This is a genomic window from Streptomyces sp. NBC_00539, from assembly GCF_036346105.1.
Lineage (GTDB): Bacteria > Actinomycetota > Actinomycetes > Streptomycetales > Streptomycetaceae > Streptomyces.
In genome coordinates this window covers 5,343,944-5,359,006 of sequence record NZ_CP107811.1, presented here as the reverse complement: position 1 = coordinate 5,359,006, position 15,063 = coordinate 5,343,944, and the positions used below count along the sequence as shown (strand labels likewise).

At 71.1% G+C, this 15,063-nt stretch carries 15 protein-coding genes; 7 read left to right on the top strand and 8 right to left on the bottom strand.

Annotated elements, in window-relative coordinates:
- The first annotated feature begins 12 nt into the window (after positions 1-12).
- Complete coding sequence (locus OG861_RS24045) at positions 13-684, top strand: FadR/GntR family transcriptional regulator (RefSeq protein ID WP_329194151.1); 672 nt, start codon at positions 13-15, stop codon at positions 682-684.
- Positions 685-692: 8 nt separating this feature from the next.
- On the opposite strand, the gene OG861_RS34300 is transcribed toward OG861_RS24045, so the two are convergent.
- The 3 genes from OG861_RS34300 to fabG all read right to left on the bottom strand — a co-directional run bounded on the left by OG861_RS34300 (position 693) and on the right by fabG (position 2,938).
- Positions 693-1,229, bottom strand: coding sequence for a hypothetical protein (locus OG861_RS34300; protein ID WP_443056470.1), 537 nt, complete (start codon positions 1,227-1,229; stop codon positions 693-695).
- A 213-nt stretch (positions 1,230-1,442) separates the two neighbouring features.
- Positions 1,443-2,213, bottom strand: coding sequence for an enoyl-ACP reductase FabI (fabI, locus tag OG861_RS24035; RefSeq protein ID WP_329194152.1), 771 nt, complete (start codon positions 2,211-2,213; stop codon positions 1,443-1,445).
- A 5-nt stretch (positions 2,214-2,218) separates the two neighbouring features.
- On the bottom strand, positions 2,219-2,938 hold the full coding sequence (gene fabG, locus OG861_RS24030) for a 3-oxoacyl-[acyl-carrier-protein] reductase (RefSeq protein WP_329194153.1): 720 nt from the start codon (positions 2,936-2,938) through the stop codon (positions 2,219-2,221).
- 186 nt (positions 2,939-3,124) lie between these two features.
- Here fabG and OG861_RS24025 point away from each other — a divergent pair, with 186 nt between their 5' ends.
- The 3 genes from OG861_RS24025 (at position 3,125) to tyrS (ending at position 7,391) form a co-directional block, all read left to right on the top strand.
- Positions 3,125-4,648, top strand: coding sequence for a TldD/PmbA family protein (locus OG861_RS24025; protein WP_329194155.1), 1,524 nt, complete (start codon positions 3,125-3,127; stop codon positions 4,646-4,648).
- A complete protein-coding gene (locus OG861_RS24020; RefSeq protein ID WP_329194157.1) occupies positions 4,648-6,048 on the top strand; it encodes a metallopeptidase TldD-related protein in 1,401 nt (466 codons plus the stop codon). Before OG861_RS24025 ends, OG861_RS24020 begins: the two co-directional genes overlap by 1 nt.
- A gap of 77 nt (positions 6,049-6,125) precedes the next feature.
- Positions 6,126-7,391 (top strand): tyrosine--tRNA ligase, encoded by a 1,266-nt coding sequence (gene tyrS, locus OG861_RS24015; protein ID WP_329194159.1) that lies wholly within the window; start codon positions 6,126-6,128, stop codon positions 7,389-7,391.
- A gap of 83 nt (positions 7,392-7,474) precedes the next feature.
- On the opposite strand, the gene OG861_RS24010 is transcribed toward tyrS, so the two are convergent.
- Positions 7,475-7,756 carry a GlsB/YeaQ/YmgE family stress response membrane protein gene (locus OG861_RS24010; RefSeq protein ID WP_329194161.1) on the bottom strand — a complete coding sequence of 94 codons (282 nt, stop codon included), beginning with the start codon at positions 7,754-7,756 and terminating at the stop codon, positions 7,475-7,477.
- A gap of 178 nt (positions 7,757-7,934) precedes the next feature.
- Between OG861_RS24010 and OG861_RS24005 the strand changes: the two genes are divergently transcribed.
- Both OG861_RS24005 and OG861_RS24000 read left to right on the top strand, forming a co-directional pair.
- A complete protein-coding gene (locus tag OG861_RS24005; protein WP_329194163.1) occupies positions 7,935-8,267 on the top strand; it encodes a DUF3099 domain-containing protein in 333 nt (110 codons plus the stop codon).
- A 137-nt stretch (positions 8,268-8,404) separates the two neighbouring features.
- Positions 8,405-8,662, top strand: a complete 258-nt coding sequence (locus OG861_RS24000) for a hypothetical protein (RefSeq protein ID WP_329194165.1) — start codon at positions 8,405-8,407, stop codon at positions 8,660-8,662.
- A 284-nt stretch (positions 8,663-8,946) separates the two neighbouring features.
- On the opposite strand, the gene moaA is transcribed toward OG861_RS24000, so the two are convergent.
- The 3 genes from moaA to OG861_RS23985 form a co-directional block, all read right to left on the bottom strand.
- Entirely contained in the window at positions 8,947-9,936 is a 990-nt protein-coding gene (gene moaA / locus OG861_RS23995) for a GTP 3',8-cyclase MoaA (protein WP_329194166.1), read from the bottom strand.
- A 176-nt stretch (positions 9,937-10,112) separates the two neighbouring features.
- Positions 10,113-11,738 (bottom strand): solute symporter family protein, encoded by a 1,626-nt coding sequence (locus OG861_RS23990; protein WP_329194168.1) that lies wholly within the window; start codon positions 11,736-11,738, stop codon positions 10,113-10,115.
- Entirely contained in the window at positions 11,735-12,103 is a 369-nt protein-coding gene (locus OG861_RS23985; RefSeq protein ID WP_329194170.1) for a DUF485 domain-containing protein, read from the bottom strand. The genes OG861_RS23990 and OG861_RS23985 overlap by 4 nt, the downstream gene beginning before the upstream one ends.
- A 287-nt stretch (positions 12,104-12,390) precedes the next feature.
- On the opposite strand from OG861_RS23985, the gene OG861_RS23980 reads away from it, so the two are divergent.
- Complete coding sequence (locus OG861_RS23980; protein ID WP_329194172.1) at positions 12,391-13,944, top strand: S8 family peptidase; 1,554 nt, start codon at positions 12,391-12,393, stop codon at positions 13,942-13,944.
- 59 nt (positions 13,945-14,003) lie between these two features.
- On the opposite strand, the gene OG861_RS23975 is transcribed toward OG861_RS23980, so the two are convergent.
- Positions 14,004-15,047: a zinc-dependent alcohol dehydrogenase family protein gene (locus OG861_RS23975; RefSeq protein ID WP_329194174.1), complete on the bottom strand. Its 1,044-nt coding sequence runs from the start codon at positions 15,045-15,047 to the stop codon at positions 14,004-14,006.
- Positions 15,048-15,063: the final 16 nt, after the last annotated feature.

Sequence of the window (15,063 nt, the reverse complement as noted above, 5' to 3'; positions counted from 1 at the left end):
GACCCCGACCGCATGCCGCTGACCTCGCCCCGGCGATCCGCGCTCGTCGACCAGGTGATCGCCCAGCTCAGGAACCAGATCACCTCCGGTGAGTGGCCCGTGGGCGCCCGGATCCCCACCGAACCCGAGCTGGTCGAGCTACTGGGCGTCGCCCGCAACACGGTGCGGGAGGCCGTCCGGGCCCTCGCCCACAACGGCCTCCTCGACATCCGCCAGGGCTCGGGCACCTACGTCCTCGCCACCAGCGAGCTGGCCGGGGTGATGCACCGCCGCTTCGCGGGCGCCGACCCCCGGCACATCGCCGAGCTGCGCTCCACGCTGGAGTCCTCGGCGGCCCGGCTGGCGGCGGAGCGCCGCACCGAACGGGACCTCGACCAGCTGGACGCGCTGCTGGCCCGGCGCGAGGAGGCCTGGCGCAGCGGGGACGCGGAGCTGTTCGTGGCGGCGGACGTCAGCCTGCACATGGCGGTGGTGACGGCCTCGCACAACGAGGTGCTGGTGGGCCTGTACGCGGACCTGGGCGACCTGGTGGCGGACTGGCTGCGGGCGGACGTCGGGCCGGAGCTGACCCCCCAGACGCACATGGACCACGCCCGGCTGATCGAGGCGATCCGGCGCGGGGACGCGGACACGGCCGCGTCGGAGGCGGCGGGCTATCCGTTCGCCTGCCTGCGGGGGCAGTAGCCGTCAGGTCAGCCCGGCTCGTGGCTCACCCACGCCGAGCGGACCTCCTTCCAGCACCGGCCGGTGAGCTCGGCCCGGCCGGCGGGTCCCACGGCGACGGCCGCGCCGTCCCCGTCGATGTCCCACCACCGGTCGCACTCCACGTGCAGCCGCACCAGGTCGGTCCGCGGGAAGCTGTTGTGGCAGTACGCCGTCACCTGCGAGGCCTCGATCACGGTGTCGCAGTCGGCGCCGAACAGCTCACGGGCGGGCGGTTTTGACGGCACGGGCGGCTCGGCGGGGATCTCGTCCAGGTCCACGGCGGCCAGGTCCACGAGGCCCGCGTCCTCGAGGGCCTGTCCCCCGGCGGTCTGTCCCCCGACGGTCTGGCCTTCGACGGCCTGTCCCTCGACGGCCTCGGGAGGCCGCCCCCCGATGCCCTGGCTCCCCACTCCCTGTTCCCCGGCGGCCGGGACCGGCTGCGCGACGGCTCCCGGGATCAGGAGGGCGGCCAGGGCCACCGAGGTGACCAGCAGTGATACCGCTCGGCTCGGCCTCGCGCCCACGCCCGTACCTCCTCCCCGAAGGACCCGGGAAGATCCCGGCCCGGTCAGTTTGCAGGCACATGTCCCGGTTTACGACTCGGGAAGATCCGGTCAGACGACGAACATCCGATCGAGCGCCCCGCGAAACCGTGCCCGCCAGGCGCGAAACGGCGGTGGCCGCGCCTCCCCGGGGGGAAGCGCGGCCACCGCCGTACGGACGTAAGGGGGCGGAGGTCAGGCGCCCATGGCGTGCAGGCCGCCGTCCACGTGGACGATCTCGCCCGTGGTCTTCGGGAACCAGTCGGAGAGCAGGGCCACGATGGCCCGGCCCGTCGGCTCCGGGTCGCTCATGTCCCACTCCAGCATGGAGCGGGAGTTCCACACGTCGGCCAGGTCGGAGAAGCCCGGGATGGACTTCGCGGCCATCGAGCCGAGCGGACCGGCCGAGACCAGGTTGCAGCGGATGTTCTCCTTGCCCAGGTCACGGGCGAGGTAGCGGCTCGTGGCCTCCAGCGCGGCCTTCGCCGGGCCCATCCAGTCGTACTGCGGCCAGGCGAACTGCGCGTCGAAGGTCAGGCCGACGACGGCCGCGCCCTCGTGCGGGAACAGCGGCTTGCAGGCCATGGTGAGCGACTTCAGCGAGAACGCCGAGACGTGCATGGCGGTGGCGACCGACTCGAACGGGGTGTTCAGGAAGTTGCCGCCCAGGGCGTCCTGCGGCGCGAAGCCGATGGAGTGGACGACCCCGTCCAGGCCGCCGAGCTCGTCGCGGACGAGCTGCTCCAGGCGGGCCAGGTGCTCCTCGTTGGTGACGTCGAGCTCGATCACCTTGACCGGCTTGGGCAGCTTCTTGGCGATGCGCTCGGTCAGCGAGGGGCGCGGCCACGCCGTGAGGATGACTTCGGCGCCCTGCTCCTGGGCCAGCTTGGCGGCATGGAAGGCGATGGACGACTCCATCAGCACCCCCGTGATGAGGATGCGCTTGCCTTCGAGAATTCCACTCATGGTGATCAGTGACCCATGCCCAATCCGCCGTCTACGGGAATGACGGCTCCGGTGATGTACGCGGCGTTGTCGGACGCCAGGAAGCTCACGGCCGCCGCGACCTCCTCGGGCTGCGCGTAGCGGCCCAGGGGCACCTGGCCCACGATGGCCGCGCGCTGCTCGTCGGTGAGCACCTTCGTCATGTCGGTGTCCACGAAACCGGGGGCGACGACGTTGAAGGTGATGTTGCGGGATCCGAGCTCACGGGCGAGCGAGCGGGCGAAGCCCACGAGGGCGGCCTTCGAGGCGGCGTAGTTGGCCTGGCCGGCCGCTCCGAGGAGACCGACGACCGAGGAGATCAGGACGACGCGGCCCTTCTTGGCGCGCAGCATCCCGCGGTTGGCCCGCTTGACGACCCGGAACGTGCCGGTGAGGTTGGTGTCGACGACGGACGCGAAGTCCTCCTCGGACATCCGCATGAGCAGCGTGTCCTTGGTGATGCCGGCGTTGGCCACCAGCACCTCGACCGCGCCGTGCTTGTCCTCGATCTCCTTGTAGGCCTGCTCCACCTGCTCCGAGTCGGTGATGTCGCAGCGGACCGCCAGGACACCCAGCGAGGCGAGCTCCTGCGGCGGCTCGCCGGACCGGTACGTGATCGCGACCTTGTCGCCCGCCTCCGCGAAGACTCGGGCGATGGCGAGGCCGATGCCCCGGTTTCCTCCGGTGACGAGAACCGAGCGGCTCAACGGATCACCCTTTCGCTTAGCTGTGTGATGAACAAAAACCTATCGGTCCCGCCCTGGATAAGGAGAATCGGGGCCCGACAGGGCCTTGCCGCAGCCTCTGTGGAGTCTCTACAGAAAGAAGTGTGCACAACGGCCCCGGGCGCGACATGATCGGGGCGACCGGCCCCGACCCCGGGAGGAATTGACGTGCCCCATTCCATCGACGCGGCTTTCACCGCGCTGCCCTTGCGGGCGCTCGCCGACGCGGCGCTCGCGCGGGCGCGCGCGCTGGGCTCCGACCACGCCGACTTCCGGCTGGAGCGGATCCGCAGCGCCTCCTGGCGGCTGCGCGACGCCAAGCCCTCCGGCAGTTCGGACACCACCGACCTCGGCTACGCGGTGCGCGTGGTGCACGGCGGCAGCTGGGGCTTCGCCTCCGGCGTCGACCTGACCATGGACGGCGCGGCGAAGGTGGCCTCGCAGGCCGTGGCCATGGCCAAGCTGTCGGCGCAGGTGCTCAAGGCCGCGGGTTCGACGGAGCGGGTGGAGCTCGCCGAGGAGCCGGTGCACGCCGAGCGGACCTGGATCTCCGCCTACGACGTGAACCCGTTCGAGGTGCCGGACGCGGAGAAGGCGGCCCTGCTGGCCGAGTGGAGCGCGCGGCTCCTGGCGGCCGACGGCGTGACACACGTCGACGCGTCGCTGCTGGCCGTCCACGAGAACAAGTTCTACGCCGACACCTCCGGCACCTCCACCACCCAGCAGCGGGTACGGATCCACCCCCAGCTCACCGCGGTCGCCGTCAACGCCTCCACCGGCGAGTTCGACTCGATGCGCACCATCGCCCCGCCGGCCGGGCGCGGCTGGGAGTACCTGACGGGCACCGGCTGGGACTGGGACTCCGAGCTGGAGCAGATCCCCGGCCTGCTCGCCGAGAAGATGCGGGCGCCCGGCGTGGAGGCCGGACGCTACGACCTGGTCGTGGACCCGTCCAACCTGTGGCTGACCATCCACGAGTCCATCGGGCACGCCACCGAGCTGGACCGGGCGCTCGGGTACGAGGCGGCGTACGCGGGGACCTCCTTCGCCACCTTCGACCAGCTGGGCGAGCTCAAGTACGGCTCCTCGATCATGAACGTGACCGGTGACCGCACGGCGGAGCACGGCCTGGCAACGATCGGTTACGACGACGAGGGCGTCGAGGCGCAGAGCTGGGACCTGGTCAAGGACGGCACCCTGGTCGGCTACCAGCTGGACCGGCGGATCGCGAAGCTGACCGGGCTGGGGCGCTCCAACGGCTGTGCGTTCGCGGACTCGCCGGGCCACGTGCCGGTGCAGCGGATGGCGAACGTCTCGCTCCAGCCCGATCCGGGCGGCCTGTCCACGGAGGACCTGATCGGCGGGGTGGAGCGCGGGATCTACGTGGTCGGCGACCGCTCCTGGTCGATCGACATGCAGCGCTACAACTTCCAGTTCACCGGGCAGCGGTTCTTCCGGATCGAGAACGGCAGGCTGGCCGGGCAGCTGCGCGACGTGGCCTACCAGGCGACGACCACCGAGTTCTGGGGCTCGATGGAGAAGGTGGGCGGCCCGCAGACGTACGTGCTGGGCGGCGCCTTCAACTGCGGCAAGGCACAGCCGGGCCAGGTCGCGTCCGTGTCCCACGGCTGCCCGTCGGCGCTGTTCCGTGACGTGAACATCTTGAACACGACCCAGGAGGCCGGACGCTGATGTCGGTTCGTACCAAGCCCCACGAGATCGTCGAGCGGGCCCTGGAGCTGTCCACCGCCGACGGCTGCGTCGTCATCGCCGACGAGGAGTCGACGGCCAACCTGCGCTGGGCGGGCAACGCGCTCACCACCAACGGCGTCACCCGCGGCCGGACCCTGACGGTCATCGCCACCGTCGACGGCAAGGAGGGCACGGCCTCGGGGGTCGTGTCGCGCTCCGCCGTCACCGCGGCCGACCTGGAGCCGCTGGTGCGCGCAGCCGAGGCGGCCGCGCGGAACGCGGCACCGGCGGAGGACGCCCAGCCCCTGGTCACCGGCACCCCGGCCTCGCCGGACTTCACCGACGCCCCGGCCGAGACCTCCTCGGCGGTGTTCACGGACTTCGCCCCGGCCCTCGGCGAGGCCTTCGCCCGGGCCCGCGCGGGCGGCCGGGAGCTGTACGGCTTCGCCAATCACGAGCTGGTCTCCACCTACGTCGGCACCTCGACGGGGCTGCGGCTGCGCCACGACCAGCCGAACGGCACGCTGGAGCTGAACGCGAAGTCACCGGACCGCCAGCGCTCGGCGTGGGCCGGCCGCGCCACGCGGGACTTCAAGGACGTCGACCCGACCGCGCTGGACGCGGAGCTCGCCGTACGCCTGGGATGGGCGGAGCGCCGCTTCGACCTGCCGGCCGGGCGGTACGAGACCCTGCTGCCGCCGACGGCCGTGGCGGACCTGCTGATCTATCAGATGTGGTCGGCGGCGGCCCGGGACGCGGTGGAGGGCCGGACGGTGTTCTCCAAGCCCGGCGGCGGCACCCGGATCGGTGAGCGGCTGTCCCGGCTGCCGCTGACGCTGCGCAGCGACCCGAACGCGGCGGGCCTGGAGTCCGCGCCGTTCGTGATCGCACACAGCTCCGGCGACGACGCCTCGGTGTTCGACAACGGCCTTCCGGTCCCGGCCACGGAGTGGATGAGCGGCGGCGAGCTCACCCGGCTGACGACGACCCGGCACAGCGCGGACCTGACCGGGCTCCCGCTCTCCCCCGGCTTCGGGAACCTGATCCTGGACGGGGGCGGGGAGAAGTCGCTGGAGGAGATGGTGGCGGGCACCGGCCACCAGGGGCGCGGCCTGCTGCTGACCTGCCTCTGGTACATCCGCGAGGTCGACCCGGCGACGCTGCTGCTCACGGGCCTGACCCGGGACGGCGTGTACCTCGTGGAGAACGGCGAGGTCATCGGCGAGGTCAACAACTTCCGGTTCAACGAGTCCCCCGTGGACCTGCTGTCGCGGGCCACGGAGGCCGGCCGGACCGAGAAGACCCTGCCGCGCGAGTGGAGCGACTGGTTCACCCGCACCGCGATGCCGGCCCTGCGGATCCCGGACTTCAACATGAGCTCAGTCAGCAAGGGCGTCTGAGGGGCCCTCCCCGCCCGCCTAGACTGGCGGGGAAACCCTCTTCATCTGGTTCATCTCGTTCAAGGAGAGTCACGACCGTGACGGACATCGTCGACGAACTGAAGTGGCGCGGGCTGTTCGCCCAGTCCACCGACGAAGAAGCGCTGCGCAAGGCGTTCGCGGACGGTCCTGTCACGTTCTATTGCGGATTCGACCCGACGGCGGCCTCGCTGCACGTGGGGCACCTGGTGCAGGTCCTCACGGTGCGCCGGCTCCAGCAGGCCGGTCACCGGCCGCTGGCGCTGGTCGGCGGGGCCACCGGGCAGATCGGTGACCCGCGACCGACCGCCGAGCGCACCCTGAACGACCCGGAGACGGTCGCGAACTGGGTGACGCGGCTGCGTACGCAGATCGAGCCGTTCCTGTCCTTCGAGGGCGAGAACGCGGCGGTCATGGTCAACAACCTGGACTGGACGGCGGGGATGTCCGCCATCGAGTTCCTGCGGGACATCGGCAAGCACTTCCGCGTCAACAAGATGCTCACGAAGGACTCGGTCGCCAAGCGGCTGGAATCCGACCAGGGCATCAGCTACACCGAGTTCAGCTACCAGTTGCTCCAGGGCATGGACTTCCTGGAGCTGTACCGCCGCTACGGCTGCACCCTCCAGCAGGGCGGCTCGGACCAGTGGGGCAACCTGACGGCCGGCCTGGACCTGATCCACCGCATGGAGCCGCAGGCCCAGGTGCACGCGCTGGCGACGCCGCTGATGGTCAAGTCGGACGGTACGAAGTTCGGCAAGACCGAGGGCGGGGCCGTCTGGCTCGACCCGGAGATGACCACCCCGTACGCGTTCTACCAGTTCTGGCTGAACGTGGACGACCGGGACATCTCGGGCTACATGCGGATCCTGTCCTTCAAGTCCCGCGAGGAACTGGAGGAGCTGGAGAAGCAGACCGCCGAGCGGCCGCAGGCGCGCGCCGCCCAGCGGGCGCTGGCGGAGGAGCTGACGACGCTGGTGCACGGAGCCGGCCAGTGCGCCGCCGTGATCGCCGCCTCGAAGGCGCTGTTCGGCCAGGGCGAGCTGGCCGACCTGGACCGGGCGACACTGGCCGCGGCCCTGTCGGAGCTGCCGCACGCCCGGGTCGCGGAGCTCGCCCCGGTCGTGGACCTCTTCGCGGAGACGGGCCTGGTCGCGAGCAAGTCCGCGGGCCGCAGGACCGTGAAGGAGGGCGGCGCCTACGTGAACAACGTGAAGGTGACCGCCGAGGACGCGGTGCCGGCCGCGGAGGACCTGCTGCACGGGCGCTGGCTCGTACTGCGCCGCGGCAAGAAGAACCTGGCCGCGGTCGAGATCACGGGCTGACGAGCCCCCGCGCGCGAAGGGGCCGGTACGGACGGACGTCCGTACCGGCCCCTTCGTCACGTCCGCGGAGGGAGCCGGGTCGCTCAGGTCATCTGGTGCCGTCGGTCGCCCTTGAGGGCCATGTAGACCATGTCGCCGAGTCCGACGATGAGGACGGCCCCGGCGAGCTGGAGCAGGTGCCGGATCCAGTCGATCCCCTTGGTGTCGTGGACACCGATCCATGTGGCCACGGCGTTGCCGAGGATGCCTCCGATGATGCCGAAGATCACGGTCAGCCAGATCGGCTGGTGCTGCTTGCCGGGCAGGATGGCCCTGGCGATCAGCCCCAGCACCAAACCGACGATGATCGCCCACAACCAATGCATGTCGAGCCTCCTCGTGGCGCGTTGTGCGCAGGTGGGCCCAGTTTCGGCGCACCCCGCACGGCCCGCATTCCGGCAGCGCCGTTCGGGGGCACCCCCTCTCCTCGTCCCGGTGGCCCCGGGCGTACGGTGGAAGGGGTCCGGGCCGGGAGCGCCCGGCGGGTGGATCGGGTGGTGGAGCGTGGAACGGTCGAAGCGGAACGGGGCCGAGGTCTTCCGGATCACCGGAGCGCGGATGGGCCTCAGCGAGGACGTACGCGGCCGGCAGCGCCGGTACGTGATCTCGATGACGATCAGGACGCTCTCGGTCATCGCGACCGTTTTCCTGTGGAACGTGGAGCGTCACGTGGCGATCGTGACGCTGGTGGCGGGCGCCCTGCTGCCCTACGTCGCGGTGGTCATCGCCAACGCGGGGCGCGAGTCGGCGCCCTCACTCCCCTCGCACTTCCTGCCCGCTCCTGTGCGCCCGGCCCTGGAGGCGGGAAACCTCAAGAAAACCTCAGATCAATCATGAAGTTCCGGTGCACCGCACCGGGTCCTGCGTGACATACTGCCTACGCGCTCCGCATCCCCCGTCGGAGCGACGGACCGACGCCGGGCAGCTCCCCCCGTGGCTGCTCGGCGTCGCCCTTCCGTTTGTAGGGTTGAGCTGTGAACTCCCCTGATACGGACACCAGCACCCCCGGCACCGACCCCACCTGCTCCGCCAAGGGCTGCCGCGCCGCGGCCGTCTGGGTCCTGGCGTGGAACAACCCGAAGCTGCACACGCCGGAGCGCCGCAAGACGTGGCTGGCCTGCGAGGAGCACCGCGAGCACCTCTCGCGGTTCCTGGACGTGCGCGGCTTCCTCAAGGACGTCGTGAAGCTGGAGGAGTGGGTCCAGCCGGAGGGCTCGGAGCGCGAGCGCTAGAAAGCCGCCGCAGGTGCGCCGGAGCTTCGCTCGAGAACGGGTCGAGGCCCCGTCCGGTCGCCGGACGGGGCCTCGTGGCGTGACGGGCGGCTGCCGGCCCCTGTCGGGCCCGGCGCTGCTCTAGGCCGTCTCTTTCGGATCTGGCCGGTCAAGCCCGCGTCGTCCGGTGCCGTGCATCGCAAGGCGGAGGGGCGCCGGTGTACTGGACGTACTCCGGCGCCCCGACAACGCGGCGAGGTGCGGTGCCGGACGGCGTGGGTCAGGCAAGATCCGAAAGAGACGGCCTAGCCGCCGATCGCCGACATCGGGCGGTCGGGCTGGAGGAAGCTCGGGTCGTCGAGGCCGGAGCCGGCCTTCTTGCCCCACATCGCCACCTTCCACAGGCGGGCGATCTCCTCGTCCGGGGCTCCCGAGCGCAGCGCGCCCCGCAGGTCCGACTCCTCGGTGGCGAAGAGGCACGTACGCACCTGGCCGTCGGCCGTGAGGCGGGTGCGGTCGCAGGCGCCGCAGAACGGGCGGGTGACGGAGGCGATGACCCCGACCGTGGCCGGGCCGCCGTCCACGAGCCAGCGCTCGGCGGGGGCGGAGCCGCGTTCGTCGGCTCCCTGCTCGGTGAGGGTGAAGCGGGTGCGCAGCGAAGCGAGGATGTCACCGGCGGTGATCATGCCCTCGCGCTTCCAGCCGTGCTGCGCGTCGAGCGGCATCTGCTCGATGAAGCGGAGCTCGTACGCGTTCTCCACGGCCCAGGCGAGCAGGTCGGGGGCCTCGTCGTCGTTCAGTCCGGGCATGAGCACCGCGTTGACCTTCACCGGGGTGAGGCCGGCCTCGCGGGCGGCGGCCATGCCGTCGATGACGTCGTGGTGGCGGTCACGGCGGGTGAGGGTCTTGAACACCTCGGGCCTCAGGGTGTCCAGCGAAACGTTCACTCTGTCCAGGCCGGCGGCCTTGAGCGCCTGTGCGGTGCGCTTGAGGCCGATGCCGTTGGTGGTCAGCGACATGTCGGGCCGCGGCTCGAGGGCCGCGCACTGCTCGACGATGCCGACGAGACCGGGGCGCAGCAGCGGTTCGCCGCCGGTGAACCGGACCTCGGTGATGCCGAGCCGGGTGACGGCGATGCGGATCAGCCGGACGATCTCGTCGTCGCTGAGCAGGTCCGTCTTCTGCAGCCACTGCAAGCCCTCCTCGGGCATGCAGTAGGTGCAGCGCAGGTTGCACCGGTCGGTGAGTGAGACGCGCAGGTCAGTGGCCACGCGGCCGTAGGTGTCGAGAAGCACTGTGGGCCCCTCCCCTGTCCGCTTCGTAGAGGTAGCGCCGCTCGGTCGAGACATGTGTGCGCTGCTTTCGAGCCTACGCGACGCCCGTGACTTGTTGTGGTGCCCGAACGAACGAGACGTGCCGTGGCCGTGTCGTAGGGAAATACGACACGGCCACGGCGGGCGTCTGGAGTATCTCAGTGAGCGCCTGTTCCCGTCAGGGCCCGGACCTCGAGTTCGGCGAACTTCCGGGGGTCGGCCCGCTCCTTCGACAGGAGGGTTCCCAGCCAGCCCAGGAGGAAGCCGAGCGGGATGGAGACGATGCCGGGGTTCTCCAGCGGGAACCAGTAGAAGTCGGCGTCCTTGAACATCGAGGTGGGCTTGCCGGAAACCACCGGGGAGAAGAGCACGAGGACGACCGAGGAGACCAGGCCGCCGTAGATGGACCACAGCGCGCCCTGGGTGGTGAAGCGCTTCCAGAACAGGCTGTAGAGGATCGTCGGCAGGTTGGCGGACGCCGCGACGGCGAAGGCGAGGGCGACCAGGCCCGCGACGTTGAGGTCGCGGGCGAGGGCGCCGAGTCCGATGGCGGCGGCGCCGATCACGACGGTGGACCAGCGGGCCGCGCGGACCTCTTCCTTCTCGGTGGCTTTGCCCTTGCGGATGACGTTCACGTAGATGTCGTGCGCGAACGACGAGGAGGAGGCGAGGGTCAGGCCCGCGACCACCGCCAGGATGGTGGCGAAGGCGACCGCGGAGATCACCGCGAGCAGGACGGCCCCGCCGGTGGTGCCGGGACCGCCGCCGACCTCCTGGGCGAGCAGCGGCGCCGCGGTGTTGCCCGCCTTGTTGGAGGCGAGGATGTCGGCCCGCTCGAGCAGGGCCGCGGCGCCGAAGCCGAGGGCGATCGTCATCAGGTAGAAGGCACCGATGATGCCGATGGCCCAGTTCACGGACTTCCGGGCGGCCTTGGCGGTGGGCACGGTGTAGAAGCGGATCAGGATGTGCGGCAGGCCCGCGGTGCCCAGGACCAGGGCGATGCCGAGCGAGATGAAGTCCAGCTTCGTGGTCCCGCTGGCGCCGTACTTGAGACCGGGTTCCAGGAACTTGGCGCCCTTGCCGCTGTTCTCCGCAGCCTTGCCCAGCAGGTCGGAGACGTTGAAGTGGAACTTGAGCAGCACCAGGAAGGTGATCAGCAGGGCGCCCGCGATGAGGAGGACGGCCTTGACCATCTGGACCCAGGTGGTGCCCTTCATCCCGCCGATGGTCACGTAGAGGATCATCAGGACGCCGACCAGGGCGACGACGGCCACCTTGCCGCCGTCGCTGGTGATGCCCAGGAGCAGCGAGACCAGCACGCCGGCGCCGGCCATCTGGGCGAGCAGGTAGAAGATCGACACCACGATGGTGGAGGTGCCCGCGGCGGTACGCACGGGCCGCTGGCGCATCCGGTACGCGAGGACGTCACCCATCGTGTAGCGGCCGGAGTTGCGCAGCGGCTCGGCGACGAGCAGCAGGGCCACCAGCCAGGCCACGAGGAACCCGATGGAGTAGAGGAAGCCGTCGTAGCCGAAGAGGGCGATGGCCCCGGCGATGCCGAGGAAGGACGCGGCGGACATGTAGTCGCCGGAGATGGCCAGGCCGTTCTGGAAGCCGGTGAACTGGCGGCCGCCGGCGTAGAAGTCGGCGGCGTCCTTGGTCTGGCGGCCGGCCCAGACGGTGATGACGAGGGTGGCGACGACGAACAGCCCGAACAGGGTGATGATCAGCGGCCGGTGCTCGGTGGCCCCGGCGGCGGCCGTCAGGTGCAGTGGAGTGCTCATTCCCCGGCCTCCATCCGGGCCTTGATGGCGGCGGCCTTGGGGTCGAGGTCGGCGGCGGCGTGCCGCGAGTAGAGCCAGGCGATGAGGAAGGTCGTCGCGAACTGGGCGAGGCCGAGGAAGAGGGCCACGTTGATGTTGCCGAAGAGCTTGGTCCCCATGAAGCCGCCCGCGTAGTTCGAGAGCAGGACGTACAGCAGGTACCAGGCGATGAACGTGACGGTGAGGGGGAAGGCGAAGGAGCGGTGGGAGCGGCGCAGTGCGGCGAACTCCGGGCTCTGCTGGACCCGTTCGAACTCTTCGGCCGTGGGGCCCGCCGGACGTGGGTCGAGGCCGCCGGGCGGCTGCGCTGCTGCTTGGGTTGTCACCGGGGGCTCTCCTTGTGACGCGGGTGCGAGGGGGCTGGTACGGACAAAACAACCTCCGTGGTGGGGGGCGGTGGCGCCGGTTCCCCCTGACAACGGCACGGCTCACGCGACGGGACGGTTCAGCATGTTCCGTTTCTGCGGCCGTTTTCCTCCGCCTCGCTCGTCCCACGGGATTCTTCGAACTGATGGCGCAGGGGTGAAGTCCGGCACTAGGTTCGCCTGTCATGAACCCGTCGCCTGCGCGGACCATGCGCGGACGGCCCTTTCACTGACGATGTGGAGAACCCATGGCTCAGCTGGGGTCACGATCCCCCAAGAGGCGCGGCCGTCTCGCCGTACCGGCCGGCCTGGCCCTCACCGCCTCGCTCGCCTTCCTGTCCCCGGTCGCGGCCTCCGCCGCGCCCCTGGGCACGACGGCGGACGCGGCGGTCACCGCCAAGCCGGACACGTCCGGTCCCGAGCTGTCGTACGTGGCGAACCTGAACACGTACGCCACCGTGACGGCCGCCACGAAGGCCGTGGAGCGGGCCGGCGGGACGGTGGTGACCACGTACGAGCAGATCGGGGTGATCGTCGCCCACTCCCAGAACCCCGATTTCGCCAAGCAGCTGCGCGCCCAGCGCGGCCTGTTCGTGTCGGTCGGCGCCACCCGCACCGCCCCCCTCAAGACGGTGCAGACGACCGAGGAGGGCACCACCCAGCCCCTCGGCGCGGCGGACGCGGCGAAGGCGGCGGCGAGCGCGCAGCCCGGACAGGAGCCGCTGGAGCCCAACCAGTGGGACCTGCGGGCGATCAAGGCCGACCAGGCGCAGGCGATCAACCCCGGCAGCCCCGACGTGACGGTGGGGGTCATCGACACGGGTGTCGACGACACCCACCCGGACCTCGCCGCGAACTTCTCCAAGAGCCAGTCGGCCAACTGCGTCGGCGGCGTCGCCGACACCACGGACGGGGCGTGGCGCCCGTACCCGGACGGCAGCGACCACGGCACGCACGTGGCGGGCACCATCGCGGCCGCCCGCAACGGCATCGGCGTCAGCGGTGTCGCGCCGGGCGCGAAGGTCGCCGCGATCAAGGTGAGCGAGCCCGGGACCAGCCTCTTCTACACCGAAGCGGTCGTCTGCGGCTTCGTGTTCGCCGCCGAGAAGGGGATCGAGGTGACCAACAACAGCTACTACGTCGACCCCTGGTACTTCAACTGCAAGTCGGACGACGACCAGAAGGCGCTGGTGGAGGCCATCGGCCGGGCGACCAAGTACGCGGAGCGCAAGGGCGTGCTCAACGTGGCCTCCGCGGGCAACGAGAACTGGGACCTGGCCTCCCACTCGATCACCGACACGACGAGCCCGGACGACGGGACCCCGACGCCGCGCACGGTCGACCCGCACGACTGCCTGGACCTGCCGACGCAGCTGCCGGGGGTGGTCTCCGTCTCCGCCACGGGTGACAAGGGGCTGCGGTCCTACTACTCCAGCTACGGCCTCGGCGTCATCGACGTGGCGGCGCCCGGCGGCGACAAGTGGCAGATACCGGACACCCCGGACGCCAACGGCCGCGTGCTGTCCACCCTCCCGGGCGGCGGCTACGGCTACAAGCAGGGCACCTCGATGGCCGGTCCGCACGTCGCCGGCGTCGCGGCCCTGCTCAAGAGCGCCCACCCGTCGGCGACGCCCTCGCAGCTCCAGGCGATGCTCAAGGCGCAGGCCACGAAGGCGGCCTGCCCGGACAAGATCTACGACGGTGCGGGCACGCTGATCGACGCCACCACTTGCCAGGCCAAGTGGGGTCAGACGGGCTACTACGGCTACGGCGTGGTGGACGCCCTCAAGGCCGTGAAGTAACGGCACGTACGCACGCGGCCGGCCGGGGGAGGTTCCCCGGCCGGCCGTGCGGGACCGCCTCAGAGCGTGATCAGGACCTTGAGGGCGCTGCGGTCGTCCATCGCGCGGTAGCCGTCCGGCACCTCGTCGAGGGAGACCGCCCGGTCGAAGACGGGCGCCGGGTCGATCGCGCCGCTCAGCACGTCCTCCAGCAGCTCCGGGATGTACGCGCGCACCGGGGCGACGCCCCCGCGCAGGGTGAGGTTGCGGTCGAACATGACACCGAGGTCGAGGCCGGTGCCGCTGCCGTGCGGGACGCCGACGTAGCCGATGGCCCCGCCGTCGCGGGCGATGTTCACCGCCGTGCGCATGGACTGCTCGGTGCCGACGGCCTCGATGACGCAGTGGGCGCCCTGGCCGCCGGTGAGCTCGCGGACGGCCGCCTCGGCGGCCTCGCCGCGTTCGGCGACGATGTCGGTGGCCCCGAACCGCTTCGCGATGTCGGTACGGGCGGTGTGGCGGCCCAGGGCGATGATCCGGTCGGCGCCGAGCCGCTTGGCCGCGAGGACGCCGCACAGGCCGACCGCGCCGTCACCGACGACGGCGACCGTGGAGCCCTTGCGGACTCCGGCGCCCACGGCTGCGTGGTGGCCGGTGCCCATGACGTCGGACAGCGACAGCAGCCCGGTCAGCAGGTGTTCGTCGGAGGCCGCGTCGGCGGGCAGCTTCACCAGGGTGCCGTCGGCGTGCGGTACGCGCACGGCCTCGCCCTGGCCGCCGTCGTAGCCGACCGAACCCCAGAAGCCGCCGTGCACGCAGGAGGTGTACAGGCCCTCGGAGCAGTAGTCGCAGGTGCCGTCCGACCACATGAAGGGCGCGACGACGAGGTCGCCCGCGCGCAGGCCGGAGACGGCGGAGCCGGTCTCCTCGACGATGCCGAGGAACTCGTGACCGATGCGCTGGCCGGGCCGGCGCGCGGCCGCGCCGCGGTAGGCCCACAGGTCGCTGCCGCAGATGCAGGCACGCAGGACGCGGACGACGGCGTCCTCGGGGCGCTGGATCGCAGCGTCGGGCACCTCCTCCACGCGGATGTCGTGCGGGGCGTGGATGACGGTGGCACGCATGGTGGTGCTGCCCTCC